Below are 16,258 nucleotides of genomic sequence, written 5' to 3'. Positions count from 1 at the left end.
CCGGCCCGCACCCAGAAAGCGCTGAGCTGATGGTCCACGTGGAAATCACCGTGCCGACGACTCCGGAACAGGTTTTCGCCGTCCTGGCCGACGGCTGGCTGTTCTGTGCTTGGGTGGTCGGCGCCACGCACATCCGAGACGTCGACGACGAATGGCCCGCCGCCGGTTCCGAGCTGCACTACAGCGTGGGAGTCTGGCCGTTCACCGCGGAGGACACCACGCAGGTCGTCTCGGTGGACCCACCGCACATGCTCGAACTCGAGGCCAAGTTCTCGCCCCTCGGCTCGGCGTGGATCCGCTTGGAACTCGTCGAGACCGTGCCCGGTGAAACCGAGATCCGGATGTACGAGCACGCGAAACGGGGATTGGGCACGCTGGTGCCCAACGTGCTGCAAGAGGTCCTTCTGGTGCCACGGAACAAGGAGTCGCTTTCCCGGCTCGCCGATATAGCGGTCGGCAAGGCGCGCCGGGCGGCGCACACCGGCACCGCGGTTCGCGCCGGAGCCGAGACGCACGCCGAGATCAAGCTGGACGGAAACGCCCCGCGGAGCTGACCGGACGCGGCCCGGCCGGTCAGGCGATGGACAGGGCGATGCCGTCGAGGATGTCGTGCTCGCTGACGACCAGCTCGGAAATGCCCGCGCGCCGGGACAGTTCCTCGGCGAGCACTTCGGTGATGACCGCACCGCCGCCGATCACGTCGACCCGGCCCGGATGCATCGGGCCGAGCGCGGCGCGCTGATCGTGGTCCATGGCGATCAGGCGGTCGCAGACCTCGTGCACCTGATCCATGGTCAGCCGGGTGAGATGCACCCGCCCCGAGTCGTACTCGGGGAGATCGAGCGCTACCGCGGCCAGGGTGGTCATCGTGCCCGCCACGCCGACCCAGGTGTGCGCCCCCTCCACCGGGACGTGAGTGAACGCCTCGGTCAACCGTTCGGTCGCGAAGGCGCGCGCCGCCGCGATCTGATCGGCGGTCGACGGGTTGCCCGCCAGGCACCGCTCGGTGATCCGGACGCAGCCGATGTCCGCGGAGAACGCGGCGCGCACACCGGCGCTGTCGCCGAACACCAGCTCGGTCGATCCGCCGCCGAGGTCCACCACGACGAAGGGACCCGCCGCTTCCGACAGTTCGCCGATCGCGCCGGCGAACGACAGCCGCGCCTCCTCGTCACCGGTGATCACCTCGGCTTCGGCGCCCGCGACCACGGCGCCGAGTTCGGCGCGGGCCATGGCGAAGAAGTCCTCCCGGTTGGCGGCGTCCCGGGTGGCGGACGTGGCCACCATCCGCACCCTGGAGACGCCCGCCTCGCGCATCAGCGCGGCGTAGTCGGCCAGCGCGGCGCGGGTGCGTTCGATCGCCTCCGGCGCGAGCGAGCCCGTGGCGTCGACCCCCTGACCGAGACGGACGATCCGCATCTCGCGATGCACGTCGGTCAGGCGGCCGTCGCCGAGCACGTCGGCGATCAGCAGTCGGATGGAGTTCGTGCCGCAATCCACGGCGGCAACCCGGTCACTCATCGCTGTGCTCCAGTCTCTCGGGGCCGTTCGGCGGGTACGCGGGCCAGTCGGCGGGGATCGCGGTGCCGCGCAGGCCGTGCTCGGCGGCCAGCGCCACGGCCTCGTCACCGAGCGGGTTCACCCCTGGCCCCTTGGCCAGTGCGTGGGCGATCAGGACATGCAGGCATTTGACCCGCTCGGGCATCCCGCCGCCGGTGAAATCCGTGCCGAGCGATTCGATCTCGTCCCGTTCGGCCAGATAGCTCTGGTGCGCCGCGCGATAGGCGGCGGCCAGCTCCGGGTCGGCGCCGAGCCGCTCGGTCATCTCACGCATCACACCGGCGGATTCCTGCCTGCTCGCTTCCGCGGTGAGCCGGGGATCGGTCAGGTAGTAGAGGGTGGGGAAGGGAGTGCCGTCCGGCAGCCGGGGCGCGGTCTTCACAACGGCCGGGATCCCGTCCGGAGTGCGGTAAGCGACGGCGAGCACGCCACGCGGCGCACGGCCCAACTGCTCGGCGATGATCGCGAGATCCTGGTCGTTCGGTGCGCTCACCTGGGTCCTTCCAGTCCTTCCGGTGCTTGTGATGGCGGAGCGGCGGCAGGCGAAGGCCCCGGCTCGGAGATGCTGCGCCACAATTCGGTGTACCAGGGATCGGGTTCCCTGGCTCTGGTGGGCGCGGGCGGCGGGGCGGGCGCCTCGATGCCGGGCACCTGCACGATGTACGGGGTCTCACCGGGCATTACCAAGCGAAGACGGTCCCGCGCCTCGGTGCGGATGTAGGCCGGATCCTGTTGCTGGGCCCGGCGATCCCGCAACCGGGCCAGATCCGCCTCCAGTTCCTCGCGCTGCTGCGCCAGCTGCGCGGCCTCCGCGCGCTGGGTGAAGTACGTGCGCATCGGCACGGCGAGGGTGAGCGCGAGCCCGCACACCACCATCGCGAGGATCACCGCCTTGCCGGTGGAGAGCCCGAGGAAAGTGTGGTCGTGCTGCTCGGCGGCCGAACGCGACGCGCTCCTGCGCCATTTCGGCTTCTGGGCGGTCTCCGATCTCCTGCGGCCGCGCTTGGCCGCGGAGTCGGCCGGACGTGATCTGGCGGCACGCGACGTGCGGCGGTCCCCGCGTCCGGCCGGACTGGTCCCACGCGCACGTCGCTCCGTCATCTCACGCCTCGGTCTCTACTTCGCGGCGCTCCCGGCGCCCTGCGTGGTCACGCAGGCTACCTCCGCGGGGCACGCCGCTCGCACCGTGGGTCAGCCTTCGAACGCGAAGCGGGGGAACGCCACGTCGCCGGCGTAACGCGCCGAGTCGCCGAGCGCGTCCTCGATGCGCAGCAGCTGGTTGTACTTGGCGACACGCTCGCTGCGAGCCGGGGCGCCGGTCTTGATCTGGCCGCTGCCGACCGCGACGGCCAAGTCGGCGATGGTGGTGTCCTCGGTCTCGCCGGACCGGTGCGACATCATCGTCTTGTAGCCGTTGCGGTGCGCCAGCTCCACCGCGTCCAGGGTCTCGGTAAGCGTGCCGATCTGGTTCACCTTTACCAGCAGCGCGTTGGCCGCGCCCTTGGCGATGCCCTCTTCCAGGCGCTCCGGGTTGGTGACGAACAGGTCGTCGCCGACGAGCTGGATCTTGTCGCCGATCTGGTCGGTCAGGGTGACCCAGCCGTCCCAGTCGTCCTCCGACAGGGGGTCCTCGATGGACACCAGCGGGTAGGCGTTGATCAGCTCGCCGTAGAACTGCGCCATCTCCTCGGCCGAGCGCACGGCGCCCTCGAACTTGTAGCCGCTGCCCGAGGTGTAGAACTCGGTGGCCGCGACATCGAGCGCGAGCGCGACGTCGCTGCCCAGCTTCAGGCCGGTCTTGGCGATGGCCTCGCTGATCAGGTCGAGCGCGGCCTTGGTGCTCGCCACGTCGGGCGCGAAACCGCCCTCGTCACCGAGGCCGGTGGCCAGACTCTTGGCCTTCAGCACCGCCTTCAGCGCGTGGTAGACCTCCGCGCCCCAGCGCAGCGACTCCTTGAAGGTCGCCGCGCCGATCGGGGCGACCATGAATTCCTGGACGTCGACGCCGGTGTCGGCGTGCGCGCCGCCGTTGAGGATGTTCATCATCGGCACGGGCAGCACGTGGGCGTTCGGACCACCGAGGTAGCGGAACAGCTCCAGGCCCGAGGACTCGGCGGCGGCGCGGGCCACGGCCAGCGAAACGCCGAGCAGCGCGTTGGCGCCGAGGCGGGACTTGTCCTGGGTGCCGTCCAGGTCGAGCAGAACCTGATCGACGGTGCGCTGCTCCACGGCGTCCAAGCCGATCACGGCGGGCGCGATCTCGTCGAGCACGCCCTCGACCGCCTTGCGCACGCCCTTGCCGCCGTAGCGCTCGCCGCCATCGCGCAGTTCGACGGCCTCGTGCTCGCCGGTGGACGCGCCGGAGGGCACGGCCGCCCGGGTCAGGGTGCCGTCGTCGAGAGCGATCTCGACCTCGACGGTGGGGTTACCGCGGGAATCCAGGATCTCGCGAGCTCCGACCTGTTCGATGATGGCCACGAAAACGACACTCCTTCGGCTGCTGACACGGTAGGTCTCACGGGATGGGCCGTGCGCTGCGAGCCTATCGTCCCGGCCGCGCCGCGGGTAACCGGCACTCCGGGGACCGGCGGATCACACCCGGCGGCCGACGCTGTAGCTGGCGGCCCGGTCACGCACGGTCAGCAGGTAGCTGCGCGACTGGTTGTAGGTGAGCAACGCCCGCTGCCAGCCGTGCTCGGAGGTGAGGTCGCCGCCGCTCGCGCACAGGTACCGGGCCGCGGTGAGCGCGGCGTCGTCGATGTTCTGCGGATCGGCGACGCCGTCTCCGTTGGCGTCCACGCCCCAGCGCTTCCAGGTCTCCGGGATGAATTGCAGCGGACCGACGGCGCGGTCGTGCACCGGATCGCCGTCGAGCGCGCCGCCGTCGCTGTCGGCGATCCGCGCGACGCCCGGTGCGCCGTCCAGCGGGATGCCGATGATCGGCGGGCGGACCGAGCCGTCGTCGCCGACCTCCGAACCGCGATGGGTGCCGTGCTTGCTCTCCACGCTCGCGATGCCCGCGAGCGTGGTCCACGCGATGCCGCAGCCGGGACGGGCCCGGGTCATCACGGCGGCCGCGTAGCCGTAGGCCTCCAGCGCGATCGACGGGATACCCAGCCGATCGGCCTGTTCGTCGGACCAACCACGCAATTGGACGGCCGTGCGTCCGGGAGCGTCCAGGTCGATCACGGGCAGCGGGGTGCCCGGGCCGGGCGGAATGCCCTCCGGGATGGGGGTGCGGTCGATCCCGCAACCGGCGAGCCCGAGGATCACCACGACGGCGGCGCAGGCGCCGGTCTTTCGCAACACCCCTTCCATGATCCAGATGACGGCGAGTGCCCACGGCAAGCCGGTGATCGAGTCCACTGCGTGTCGGGTGCGCGCATGACTGTCCCCGCGGCGGCGGGGCCCGGGTCAGACCAGCAGCTCACTGGTCGCGTTGTGCGCGGGTGCGGCGAGAACGGTTCCGGTGTGGCCGGATTCGACGATGCGTCCGTGATCGAGGACGAGCAGCCTCGGGCAATATTCGGCGACCAACGCCATGTCGTGGGTGATGATCAGCAGGGCGGTGTCGTGCTCGGCCCGGATCCGGTCCAGAAGTGCCATGATCGCTGCCGCGGTGGCGTGATCGAGGGCCGAGGTGATCTCGTCGCACAGGAGCACGGCGGGGTCGGCGGCCAACGCTCGGGCCAGCGCCACCCGTTGGCGTTGGCCGCCGGACAGCTCGTGCGGGTAGCGGGCGGCCATGTCGGCGGACAGCTCCACCGCGGCGAGGAGCTCGGTGATCCGCCGCGCGAGATCGCGGCGCGGGACGCGGCCGATTCGCCGTAGCGGGCGGCCCAGCGTTTGCGCGACCGTGCGGCGCGGGTTGAGCGCGGATCTGGGGTTCTGGGTGACCAGCTGAATGCCGCCCGCGCCGTAGCGGATACGCCGTCCCCGCCCGACCGTGACCGGCTCGCCCCGCAGGGTGAGCGACCCGCTCGCGCGATCGTGCAGACCCGCGATGACGCGCGCCAGCGTGGTCTTGCCCGCGCCCGACGCGCCCACCACCGCGAGCGCCGAACCCGCGCCGAGCGCGAGGTCGATATCGGCAAGCACCTGATGGCCGTCGATGGACGCGGTGATTCCCCGTGCGCGCAGGACATCTCGATCGTCCGTCGCGGTAGCAGGTGAACGCTCGCGGCCGTTCGGCTCGTCGCGAACCGCCGCGGACGCACGCGGCCCTGATTCGGCATCGGAAACCGCTGCGGAGACGGCGGTTCGTGACGCCGAGCCCGGACCGATCGGCGATGACGCCGGGAGACCGTCCCCGAGTTCGACGACGTCGTCGGCGATCGAGTGCACGAGGGCGGTGTCGTGCCCGGACAGCAGGATCGCCGTAGACCGCTCCCGAGCCAGTGCGGCGAGTTGTCCGGCGATGTCGGTGCGCAGGGCGCCGTGCAGCCCGGCGAGCGGCTCGTCGAGCACCAGCACGCCGGTCCGGCGGATCAGCGCCCTGGCGAGGGCGACGCGGCGCTGCTGACCGCCGGAGAGTTCCCCGGGGCGGCGGTGCAGGTAGTCCGGCGACAGGCCGACCAGCGCCAGCGTATCGGTGAGGGTGGACTTGGACGCGTCCGGAGCCACTTCGCGCAACAGGGCGCGCACGCGCAGCAGTGGGTTCAACGCCGATCCCGGATCCTGTCCCACGTAGGCGATGTGCCTGCGCCGGAAACGACGCAGCGCGTCGCGATTCAGCGCGAACACGTCGTGCCCGGCGACCGACGCCGAACCGGTCGTCCGCGCCGCGGCGGAGGGCAGTTGTCCGAGCAGGGCGCGCATCACCGTGGTCTTGCCGGACCCGGACGGACCGGTGAGCGCGGTGACCGTGCCCGCCGGTATCCGGAAGGTCGCCGGACCGGCCAGCTCCCGCCCGTCCGCGGCGAGCACGGTCAGGTTCTCGACCGCGACGAGGTCGTGCACCGGAATGTCGTCGTTCATTCCCGCACCCCTCGTCCGAACGCCGTCACCGCCAGGTTCACACTCACCGCGACGATCGCGATCGCAAGACTCGGGGCCAGCACGGCCCAGGGATTGAGCAGCATGCCGGAGGCGTTCTCGCGCACCATGACCGCCCAGTTGCTCGCACCGAGCGTGGTGGGCAGTTGCAGGAAGGACGCCGTGCTCACGAGGTAGACCGCGGCCACGAAACGCAGCCCGAGCTGGGTGGTCAGGACTTCGCGCATGTTCGGGATCACCTCCCGGAAGACCAGATGCCGCAGCGGCTCGCCCGCGGCCAGCGCGCTCTCCACGAACCCGGACGCCGCGACCCCCGCGGCCGCCGCCGCGAAGATCCGTGCGCAGTACGGCACGCCGAACAGCAGCGCCACCACGATGAGTCCGACGCTGCCCGCGTCCGGCCAGGAAGTCAGTACCAGCAGGATGCCCAGCACCGCCGGGATCAGGATGAACAAGTCGGTGCCCAGCTCGATCATCGCGCCGATGCGCGGACGCAGGGCGGCGACCGCGCCGAGCACACACGACAGACCGGTGACCGCCACCGCGATGACAGCCGACAGCAACAGCAATCCCCAACCGCCGTAGAGCACTTGGCTGAGCACATCCCGGCCGAGCCGGTCGGTGCCGAGCACCGCGCCGTCGCCGGGATCACCGAACGGTATGCCGACCGCCTCCTGCGCGGCGTGTGGTGCCAGTGTCGGCCCGAGCACCGACAGCATGGTGACCACCAGCGCGGGCGCGACGGTCAGCAGGCCCAGCCCGCGCTTCGCCCGCCGACGCTCTGCGCCTGTCGCCCTTGTTCTGCGCACCGCCCTGGAAACGGTCATCGCCGCCCCCGCAACGACCAGGTACGGATGCCGTCGGCGGCGGCCAGCATGACCATGATCACCACTCCGGACAGCGCGACCACCGCGGCGACCACCGAGGTGTCACGGTCGGCCACCGAACCGGCCAGGACCGCACCGAGACCGGGGTAGTTGAAGATGGTCTCCACCACCAGGGCGCCGCCGAGCACCATCCCCACCGTGGTGGCGAAGCTGGCGACGATCGTCGGCAACGCGAAGGGCAGCACGTGCCGAGTGAGTACGACCCGCGTCGAAAGTCCGTCCAGCACCGCGCTTTCCACGTGCGGCGCGAGCGCCGCGTCGGAAAGGGCGGCGCGCACCACCCTGGTGTTCCACCCGATCTGCGGCAACGCGAGCGCGAGCACCGGCAGCACCAGCATCTGCGGCCCGGCCGGGAATCCGGACCGGTCGGTGATGGTGACGGCGGGCAGCCAGCCGAGCGCCAGCGCGAAGATCAGGATCAGCACCGTCGAGATCACGAACTCCGGGACCGCCACCGCCGTGGTCGTCGCCGGCTGCAATACGCGTGCCGCCGCACTGCCCGGGCGGGTCGCCCACCACGCGCCCAGCGCGAGGGAGGCGAGCACGGTCAGCGCCAGGGCGAGTCCGCCGAGCAGCAGCGTCGGCGGGAACTTGTCGACGAGCAGGTCGTTGACCGACCGCCCGCGCGCGGTACGCCCGAAATCACCGGTCGCCACACCCGATATCCAGTCCCGGAACCGGATCGCCAGCGGGCGGTCCAGGCCGAGTTCGTGTTCTTTGGCCGCGATCTGCTCCGGCGTGGCCTCCCGGCCGAGGACGGCACGGGCGGTATTCCCCGGCAGCAGATCCACCGCCACGAAGACGCACGCCAGCAGCGTCACCAGCAGGATGACGCGCCGCAAGAGGAGTCGCGCGAAGGAGATCACTCGGCCAGCCAAGCCCTTTCCAACTGAACCCGGGCGAACCCGCCGAGGGTGGGCAGTTCGCGCACCCGGGAGGAGGCGATATCGATGCCGTCGGCCATACCCCAGACCAGGTAGCCGCCACGCTCGTACTGGATGCGCTGCACTTCCTGGGCGGCCTGCTGGTACTCCGAATCGCTGCGCGCGGCGGAAGCCTTGGCGGTGGCGGCGTCGAAAGCCGCGTCCTTGAAGGCCGTTTCGTTGCGGTTGGAGCCGCTGGAGAGCAGATTGCTGGCGAAGAAGAGCGTGGAGTCGTTGGTGCCCCAGGAGACCGTGTACAGCGGCGCCTTCAGCCAGGTCTGGTCGTAGAAGGCGTTGGGCTCCTGGGTGACCACCTCGAGCCGGACGCCGATGTCGGCGAGCTGGGTGGCGATGACCTTCGCCGACTCGACCTCGCCGGGGGCCTCCGCCTTGGTGACGAGCGGATAGCTGCGGCCGGTGTCGAAATTCGCTTCGCGCAGCAGCGCCTTCGCGCGGTCCACGTCGCGGGTGTGCTGGGCGATGGAGGTGTCGTAGAGCGGGTCGCCGGTGCCGAGGATGTCGTTGGCCACCGACCCGTAGCCCGAATGCACCTGGTTCACCAGGGCTTTGCGGTCGACGCCCAGCCGCAGCGCGGTGCGTACCCGCGCGTCGGAGAACGGACCGTCGGAGGTTCGCATGGCCACGCCGAGCATCGTGTCGTTCGGGCGGCGAACGACCGTCAGGTCGCCGCGTCCCTCGGCGGTGCGTCCGGCGATGGCGCCGACGTTGGAGGCGAAGTCGATCTGCCCGCCGAGCACCGCGTTGCCCAGCGCGGTGACGCTTTCGAACATGGTGACCTCGATCGCGTCCAGCAGCGGCGGTGTGCCGTGCCACCGGTCGTTGCGCACCAGCCGGGCGTTGCCGCCGTGGTAGGACTCCAACCGGAACGGTCCGCTGCCGATCGCCTCGGTGAAGTCCGTGGTGTCCTTCTTGACCGTGAAGGTCATCAACCGGACCAGTAGCGGCAGTTGGGTATTCGGCGCGGGCACCGTGAGGATCACCCGGTTCGGCCCGTCTGCGGTGATGTCCTCCACGGCCACCGGCATCTTCGAGGCGCCGCCGACCGTGCGCAGTCTGCGCAGCGACCACACGACGTCCTCGGACGTCACCGGAGACCCGTCGTGGAATGTCGCGTTCTCGGCCAGCGTGAAGCTCCACCGCCGCCGATCGGCGTCCGGCTCCCAGCGCGTGGCCAGGCGCGCAGCGATATTCGGGTTTCCGCCCGGCACGGTGAGGGCGTCGTAGACCAGCGAGGTGACCAGGAAGTCGCTGTCGTTGCTGAGGTTGGCGTGCGGATCGCGTTCGATGCGGGCCGCGGTGCCGAGCGCGCCGACGCGCAGCGTGCCGCCGCGCCGCGCGGGCCCGGAGGGGTTCGTGCCGTCGGAACATGCGGCTACCAGCAGTAGCGCCCCGACGCCGAGACCAGACCCCAGCAGTTGCCGTCGATTCAAAACCATTGCGCTGCCCTCTTCCTGAACCGAACCCACGGCGGTACCCGCACTCAGTGTATTGATCAGGACAGGCTAGCCTAATGGGTTGCGCGACTCGCCGATAGCGGCACCAAAACGGCAGCACTGGGGCGTACCGCCCGCAAACTCATCGAAACAAGCCCCGGCGCACCCGTAGACGACCACCCGAGTCGCAACCCAAGTTATGCGATTCGGCTATTTTTTCGCCGACGCGCTTAGGTAAGCCTTGCTTCACTCCATGGGAAGGGCTACCTTCGCATACTAATCGTTCACCCTGCTTTTCGAACCGATGCGAAGAAGGGACCTCCGGTGGAAAGCGTTCTCTCCGAACGTAAGACGCTTCACCAACAAGATCTCGAACGACGCGAGTTTTCCGCTGAGGCGGGCCGGGCGGTGCGCGAACTCGCCAGAGAGATCTCCGCCACACTCGACCTCGCCCTCACCGATCCGGCCGCCGCCGCGCGCACGCTCGCGGACCCGGCGCTGATCGAACGGATCGATGCCGGCGCCGCGCAGCTCCCGGCCGAGCTGCGTCACGCCGTGCGGCCGCCCGCCACAGCGGCGGGAGCCGCCATCGTCGGCCGTCTTCCGCTGTCGGACAACGAATTCGGGCCGACGCCGCCGAGCTGGCGCGAGGCGGCGCGCTGGAGCGGTGATCCGGCGCTGCGCGCACACTCGTTCGAACTCGACCTGGTCATGCTGCTGCTCGCGCGCAGCGCGGGCGAGCCGTTCGGCTGGCAGGGACAGCAGGACGGGCGGTTGGTCAACAACATCGTCCCCGCGGCCGGTCACGAGCACGAACAGTCCGGCGCCAGCAGCAGAGTACTGCTGAGCCCGCACACCGAGGACGCCTTCCATCCGCGGCGCGCGCACCTGCTGATGCTCGGCTGCCTGCGCAATCCGGACCTGGTCGGCACCACCGTCTCGTCGGTGCGCCGGATCGAACTGTCCACCGAGCAGCGTGCCGTGCTCAGCACGCCCACGCTGCCGATCCTGCCGGACGTCTCCTACGGTGACGGCCACGAAATGTATTGCGCAGCGCCGATTCCGACGCTGTGGAGCGCGGGCGGACCCGACCAGCAGACGCTGCGTTACGACCCCGCGTACACCCCGCTCGCGGAAGCCGATCCCGAATTCCGCGCTGCCTACGAGCAGCTCACCGCGGAACTCGAACGCGTCTGCGTGACCGCCGCGCTCGAGCCCGGCGAGCTGTTGCTGGTGGACAACGACGTGGCCGTGCACGGCCGGGTGCCGTTCACCGCACGGTACGACGGCACCGACCGGTGGCTCAAGCGAGTGAACATCCGGCTTCCGGAACGACGGCGGCGGACCGGGGAAGCGGATGAGAATGGCTACGGGCAACAAATCGTAGCCCCGTTCCGAGCGGCGCTCACTTCGCCGGTCGAGAGCGGCACTGATGAGCGGGATGCGGTACGACATGATCGAGGACCCTTTGAGCACGCGTGACCGAAGCACACCCCTGCGGGTGTTGAGCCGCAGCGACCTCGCCGACGTGCCGATCACGCCGGCCGCGGTGGTGCGCGCGGTGGAAGAGGCGTATCTGGCGTTCGCCGCCGGTGATTCGGACAACCCGCGCAAGCTCAGCGTCGCGAACCCGGACGGCTGGTCGGTCGCCTACGCCATGCTCGGCCGCGACGGCCGCAGGCGCGTGGTCGCGATGAAGACCTCCTACAAGTTCGACCCCGGCCACGATCGCAGCACGAAGCGGTACTACACGACCATCACGCTCTACGACGACAGCACCGGCGCGCCGATCGCGATGATGGACTGCGCGCGTGTCGGCGCGCTGCGCACGCCCGCGGTGTCGGCCCTGCTGGTGCGCGAGACCATCCGGCGCGGCGCGGAGAGCGTGCTGCTGATCGGCACCGGAACCCAGGGCCGCAACGCCCTTCCGCATCTGCTCGCCGCGAATCCGCAGCTGCGCAAGCTGATGGTCTACGGGACGCACCCCGAGGGGCTGGCGGCCGTGCACCGCGGGCTCGCCGAGCACCATCCGCACGCGCTGCTCGAGACCGTGACCGATCCCCGCGCGGCGGCGGCGACCGCCGATGTCGTGCTGGCAACCGCGGGTCCCGCCACCGAGGTCGCGCTCGAATCCGAGGATCTGGCACCGGGTTCGGTGGCCGTGCTGGTCGGTTACGGACTCGCGCCGTCCACGCTGAGCGATGCCGACCGGGTGATCGCGACCAGCGCCGAGCAGATGGCGCTGACCGGCACCGACATGGTGGGCCCCGACGGCACGCTGCGTCCGGTCGACGCCGAACTGCCGCAGATCCTGAGTCGTCGGGCGGTCGCGCGGCGCTCGGACGACGAGCGAGTCTTCGTCTACAACAGCGGCCTGGTGCTGACCGACATCGCGGTGGCCCACGCGCTGGCCGAGCGGGCGATCGCGGAAGGCCGGGGCACGGAGGTGCCGCTGTGGGACTAGCGCACGGAGGTGCACGGTGGGCCTAGAACACACGGGTACCGTCGTGGAACCGGGATCGGATGCGGCCGCGCACGATTCGATCAGCGCGGCGCCGATGCCCGCGCATCTCGATCCGTGGGAGCGCCGACTGCTCACCGATCCGGATCTGCTCGGTGACCTGGCTTTCGCGATGGGCGGCCCGTTCCATGTGATGTATCCGGCGCGGGTGGCACACAACATCCAGGCGTTCCATGCAGCTTTCACGCACGCCGGGGTGCACGGCGCGATCTACTACGGAAAGAAGGCGAACAAGGCCGCGTGCATCGCACGGGCGTGCGCGGAACACGGCGTGGGCGTGGACGTCGCCAGCGTCGGCGAACTGACCGCCGCGCTGGCCCAGGGCGTCCGCGGTGACGAGCTCATGGTGACCGGACCGGCCAAGGCCGACGATTTGCTCTGGCTGGCCGCCCGGCACGGTTCGCTGATCGCCGTGGACGATCCCGCCGAGCTCGACCGGCTCGCCGCACTGGCCTCCTCCGCGGCGCCCGCGCGCGTGCTTATCCGAGTGCTGCCCGCGGCCTCGGCCAGCCGGTTCGGCATGACATCCGGCGAAATCGACGACGCGCTGGCGGTGTGCGGCAGCCGCGACTCGATCCGGCTGGAGGGCTTCAGTTTCCACCTGTCCGGCTACGACGCGGTGGCGCGCGCGGAACTGGCGGGCGAGCTGATCGCCCGCTGCCTGCACGCCCGCACACTCGGGCATCCGGCCACCACCGTGTCGATCGGCGGAGGTTTCGGCGTCGACTACGTTCCGGCCGAGGCCGCGCTGGAGTTCGCCGAACGGGTGGGCAGGCAGTGGTTCCACTCCGGGAAGTCCTTCGACTCGTACTACCCGTACCACTTTCCGGTACCCGGCGCGGCCATGCTCGCGCAGATCCTCGCGCACGAAGATCTCGCCGGACGGCTGCGCGACAACGCCGTGCGCCTGGCGATCGAACCGGGACGCGCGCTGCTGGCGCACGCGGGCTGCACCGTCTTCCGCGTGCAGGGCAGCAAGACCAGGCACGCGCACGGCCGGCCCTACCGGCTGCTCACCGTCGACGGCACCAGTCTCAGTCTCTCGGAGCAGTGGTTCGACAGCGAGTACCTGCCCGATCCGGTGCTGTGGCCCGCGCGGCCGGGCGCCGTGACGCCGACCAGCGTCGGCGCCGCCACCTGTCTGGACTCCGACATGCTCAGCTGGCGCCGGGTGCCGCTACCCCGCCCCGCCGAGATCGGCGATCTGCTGATCTACCCGAATACCGCCGGCTACCAGATGGATTCGAACGAATCCGCCTTTCACGAACTCCCCATCCCACCGAAAGTCGTGCTGCACGACGCACCTGGCGAGCGTTTCCGCTGGACCCGCGACGGTAGCTGACTCGACATCCCCCGATACGAACCAGGAGAGATCAATGCCGCTCGTCACGCGCGTGACGGATCTGATCGGCCGCACGCCGCTGTTCGAGCTCGCGGCCACCGCGACGGGCACCCGCTTACTGCTCAAGCTCGAGCAGTTCAACCCGACCGGTGCGGCCAAGATCAGGATGGCGCGCGAGATGGTGCTCGACGCCGAGCGCCGCGGTTTGCTGCGCAGTGGCGGACATATCATCGAATCCACGTCCGGAAACACCGGGCTCGGCCTCGCGGTAGTTGCCGCCGAACGTGGGTATCGCTTCACCGCGGTAGTCGACCATCACGCATGTAAGGACAAACTGCGCGCGATGCGGGCAATGGGTGCGGAACTGGTGTATGTCGCCGACGAGGGCGACGACAACCTGGCCACCTCGGCACGGGAGGACCTTGCCGAGGCGATGGCGGCCGAGCGTGATGACGCGTTCTTCACCGAGCAGCACAACAACGACGCCAACGCCGTGGGCTACTACGCGGTGGCCGAGGAGTTGCTCGAAGACGTCGAGAGGGTGGACATCCTGCTGTCGGCGGTGGGTACCGGCGGTTCGCTGTTCGGCACCGCGACCCGGCTGCGCCAGCTGGGCTGCACACCCTACGTGATCGGCGTCGAGCCGGTCGGTTCCATCGCCTTCGGCGGGCCGGGCGGCCCGTACTGGCAGTCGGGCACCGGTACCCCGCCGGGCGCGACCATCGGCACCGCCGTCGACTATTCACTACTCGACGAGGGCGTCAAGGTCTCCGACGTGGCGGCGTTCGCGACCGCCCGCGCGGTGGCGGCAGAACTGGGCCTGATGATCGGCGGGTCGGCGGGCGGCTCGGTGCACGCCGCGCTCACCCGGCTCGAGGAGTTCCCGCCCGGCTCCACCGTGGTCACCATCGTGTGCGACGGCGGGGAGAAGTACCTGGACACGGTGTTCGACGACGAGTGGATGAACGAGCGCGACCTGCTCGACGCCGATGCCGAACGCTCGGTCGCGGACATGCTGCGGCGATACACGCCCGCCGCGCGCCAGGCTCTGGTGGAGGCGCGGTGAACTCCGATCGGTCGTACGGCGCGACGCCGCGCCCGCGCGGGACGCTCCCGTCGGTTGCGAAGGAGGACCGGTGATCATTTCGAGCTTCCGTGGCGACGGCGGGCGGCTCACCGCGCTCGCCACGCCGATCGCGCTCACCCAGCTGGCGCAGATCGCGGTGTCCACCACCAACATCGCGCTGATGGGCACGCTCGGTGTCCGGCAGGTGGCCGCGGGCGGGCTGGCGATCGTGCTGTTCAACCAGATCCGCACCATGTGCGTCGGGTTGATCACCGGCAGCGGCAACCAGATCGCCACCGCGGTGAGCTCCGCGGGCAAGCGCGGCACGTCACCGGATCCGGAGATCCGTGACCTGCTGCGGTCGAGTTTCGCGATCGCCACGGTCGCCGGCCTCCTCGGCGGCGCGGCGCTGATCGGACTCGGCTGGGTGCTGCCGTGGCTCGGACAGGACCCCGGAGTGCTCGCCGACGCCCGTCCGCTGATGGTGGCCCTCGCGCCGGGCCTGCTGCCGTGCCTGTGGTTCCAGGTCCTGCGCCAGTACACCGTCGGCATGCAGCGTCCGCAGGCTCTGTTGCTGGTGACGCTCGGCTCGGTGGCGCTGAACCTGCTGCTGGCGCTCGGCTTCATCCACGGCAAGGCGGGGCTGCCCGAACTCGGGCTCACGGGCATCGGCGTCGCGACCTCGCTGGTGTTCCTGATCACCTTCGGCGTGTTCTGGGCAATGGTCTGGCGCGACGAGGAACTCGGCCGCACGCTGCCGATGACTCCGCTGCCGGTGCGCCTGGCGACGGTGCGCGCCGAGTTGAAGCTGGGTACGCCGATCGCCTTGACCTACGGCTCCGAGGCGGGCATGTTCTCGGTGCTCGCCCTGGTCATGGGCAGCATCGGACCGGCAGCGCTGGCCGCGCACAACGTCGTCTACCAGATCATCTACATCGTCTTCCAGGTGGCGATCGGCCTGTCGCACGGTGCCTCGATCCTGGTCAGCCACGCGGTCGCCCGCGACGAGCACGCGCACGCCCGCGCGCTGGCCTGGCTCGCCCTGCGACACGCCGCGGTGATCGCGGCGGTGACCGGCGCGGTGTACGTGGTGGCCCCCGATGTGGTGCTGCGCCCCTTCCTGGATTCCTCGGACGCCGACACCGTACGGATCGCGCACACCTTGCTGCTGATCGGCATCGTGCTGCAATTCTTCGACGCCGCCCAGAACATCGGCACCGGCCTGCTGCGCGGCCTCAAGGCGACCAACGCGGGCTTCCGGCTCTCGTTGATCGGCTACTGGGGCGTCGGCCTGCCCGTCGCCCTGCTGCTGGCCTACCCGGCCGGCCTCGGCGCCGCGGGCGTCTGGTGGGGGCTCACCGCGGGTCTGGCCACCACCGCGATCCTCATGCTGCGCCGCTACTTCGCATTGCTGGGCGAGCTGGACCGCGACCGGCCGCGGCTGCTCCCGGAAACCCTCACCACACCGACCTGATCCGGTCGCCGGCGTCCTCCAACCCCACCGTTGGTC

15 protein-coding genes are annotated in these 16,258 nt (G+C 70.3%); 6 read left to right on the top strand and 9 right to left on the bottom strand.

What is annotated here, in order from left to right; translation table 11 throughout:
- The first annotated feature begins 29 nt into the window (after window positions 1-29).
- Entirely contained in the window at window positions 30-554 is a 525-nt protein-coding gene (locus tag K8O92_13495; protein UAK34755.1) for an SRPBCC family protein, read from the top strand.
- Window positions 555-573: 19 nt separating this feature from the next.
- On the opposite strand, the gene K8O92_13490 is transcribed toward K8O92_13495, so the two are convergent.
- From K8O92_13490 to K8O92_13450, 9 genes are all read right to left on the bottom strand, one after another.
- The gene (locus K8O92_13490; GenBank protein UAK34754.1) at window positions 574-1,521 is read right to left on the bottom strand and encodes a Ppx/GppA family phosphatase; all 948 of its coding nucleotides are present in this window, start codon (window positions 1,519-1,521) and stop codon (window positions 574-576) included.
- Window positions 1,514-2,053 (bottom strand): DUF501 domain-containing protein, encoded by a 540-nt coding sequence (locus tag K8O92_13485; GenBank protein ID UAK34753.1) that lies wholly within the window; start codon window positions 2,051-2,053, stop codon window positions 1,514-1,516. Before K8O92_13485 ends, K8O92_13490 begins: the two co-directional genes overlap by 8 nt.
- Window positions 2,050-2,661: a septum formation initiator family protein gene (locus tag K8O92_13480; GenBank protein UAK34752.1), complete on the bottom strand. Its 612-nt coding sequence runs from the start codon at window positions 2,659-2,661 to the stop codon at window positions 2,050-2,052. Before K8O92_13480 ends, K8O92_13485 begins: the two co-directional genes overlap by 4 nt.
- A gap of 90 nt (window positions 2,662-2,751) precedes the next feature.
- Complete coding sequence (eno, locus tag K8O92_13475; protein UAK34751.1) at window positions 2,752-4,038, bottom strand: phosphopyruvate hydratase; 1,287 nt, start codon at window positions 4,036-4,038, stop codon at window positions 2,752-2,754.
- Between the two features lie 114 nt (window positions 4,039-4,152).
- On the bottom strand, window positions 4,153-4,878 hold the full coding sequence (locus K8O92_13470; protein ID UAK35676.1) for a lytic murein transglycosylase: 726 nt from the start codon (window positions 4,876-4,878) through the stop codon (window positions 4,153-4,155).
- 96 nt (window positions 4,879-4,974) lie between these two features.
- The gene (locus K8O92_13465; GenBank protein UAK34750.1) at window positions 4,975-6,537 is read right to left on the bottom strand and encodes an ATP-binding cassette domain-containing protein; all 1,563 of its coding nucleotides are present in this window, start codon (window positions 6,535-6,537) and stop codon (window positions 4,975-4,977) included.
- Complete coding sequence (locus K8O92_13460) at window positions 6,534-7,382, bottom strand: ABC transporter permease subunit (GenBank protein UAK34749.1); 849 nt, start codon at window positions 7,380-7,382, stop codon at window positions 6,534-6,536. Before K8O92_13460 ends, K8O92_13465 begins: the two co-directional genes overlap by 4 nt.
- Window positions 7,379-8,305, bottom strand: a complete 927-nt coding sequence (locus K8O92_13455) for an ABC transporter permease (GenBank protein ID UAK35675.1) — start codon at window positions 8,303-8,305, stop codon at window positions 7,379-7,381. The genes K8O92_13460 and K8O92_13455 overlap by 4 nt, the downstream gene beginning before the upstream one ends.
- Window positions 8,305-9,822, bottom strand: a complete 1,518-nt coding sequence (locus tag K8O92_13450) for an ABC transporter substrate-binding protein (GenBank protein ID UAK34748.1) — start codon at window positions 9,820-9,822, stop codon at window positions 8,305-8,307. The genes K8O92_13455 and K8O92_13450 overlap by 1 nt, the downstream gene beginning before the upstream one ends.
- Window positions 9,823-10,143: 321 nt before the next feature.
- Between K8O92_13450 and K8O92_13445 the strand changes: the two genes are divergently transcribed.
- From K8O92_13445 to K8O92_13425, 5 genes are all read left to right on the top strand, one after another.
- Window positions 10,144-11,301, top strand: coding sequence for a TauD/TfdA family dioxygenase (locus K8O92_13445; GenBank protein UAK34747.1), 1,158 nt, complete (start codon window positions 10,144-10,146; stop codon window positions 11,299-11,301).
- The gene (locus tag K8O92_13440) at window positions 11,273-12,283 is read left to right on the top strand and encodes an ornithine cyclodeaminase family protein (protein UAK35674.1); all 1,011 of its coding nucleotides are present in this window, start codon (window positions 11,273-11,275) and stop codon (window positions 12,281-12,283) included. Before K8O92_13445 ends, K8O92_13440 begins: the two co-directional genes overlap by 29 nt.
- Window positions 12,284-12,377: 94 nt before the next feature.
- Window positions 12,378-13,682: an alanine racemase gene (locus tag K8O92_13435; protein ID UAK35673.1), complete on the top strand. Its 1,305-nt coding sequence runs from the start codon at window positions 12,378-12,380 to the stop codon at window positions 13,680-13,682.
- Between the two features lie 34 nt (window positions 13,683-13,716).
- The gene (locus tag K8O92_13430; protein UAK34746.1) at window positions 13,717-14,748 is read left to right on the top strand and encodes a cysteine synthase family protein; all 1,032 of its coding nucleotides are present in this window, start codon (window positions 13,717-13,719) and stop codon (window positions 14,746-14,748) included.
- A gap of 70 nt (window positions 14,749-14,818) precedes the next feature.
- Window positions 14,819-16,222 (top strand): MATE family efflux transporter, encoded by a 1,404-nt coding sequence (locus K8O92_13425; GenBank protein ID UAK34745.1) that lies wholly within the window; start codon window positions 14,819-14,821, stop codon window positions 16,220-16,222.
- The last annotated feature ends 36 nt before the right edge of the window (window positions 16,223-16,258 follow it).

It is taken from the genome of Nocardia asteroides, assembly GCA_019930625.1.
In the GTDB taxonomy this organism is placed as follows: domain Bacteria; phylum Actinomycetota; class Actinomycetes; order Mycobacteriales; family Mycobacteriaceae; genus Nocardia; species Nocardia sputi.
The sequence above is the reverse complement of the archived record's forward strand: the minus strand, read 5'-3'. Positions and strand labels throughout refer to the sequence as shown.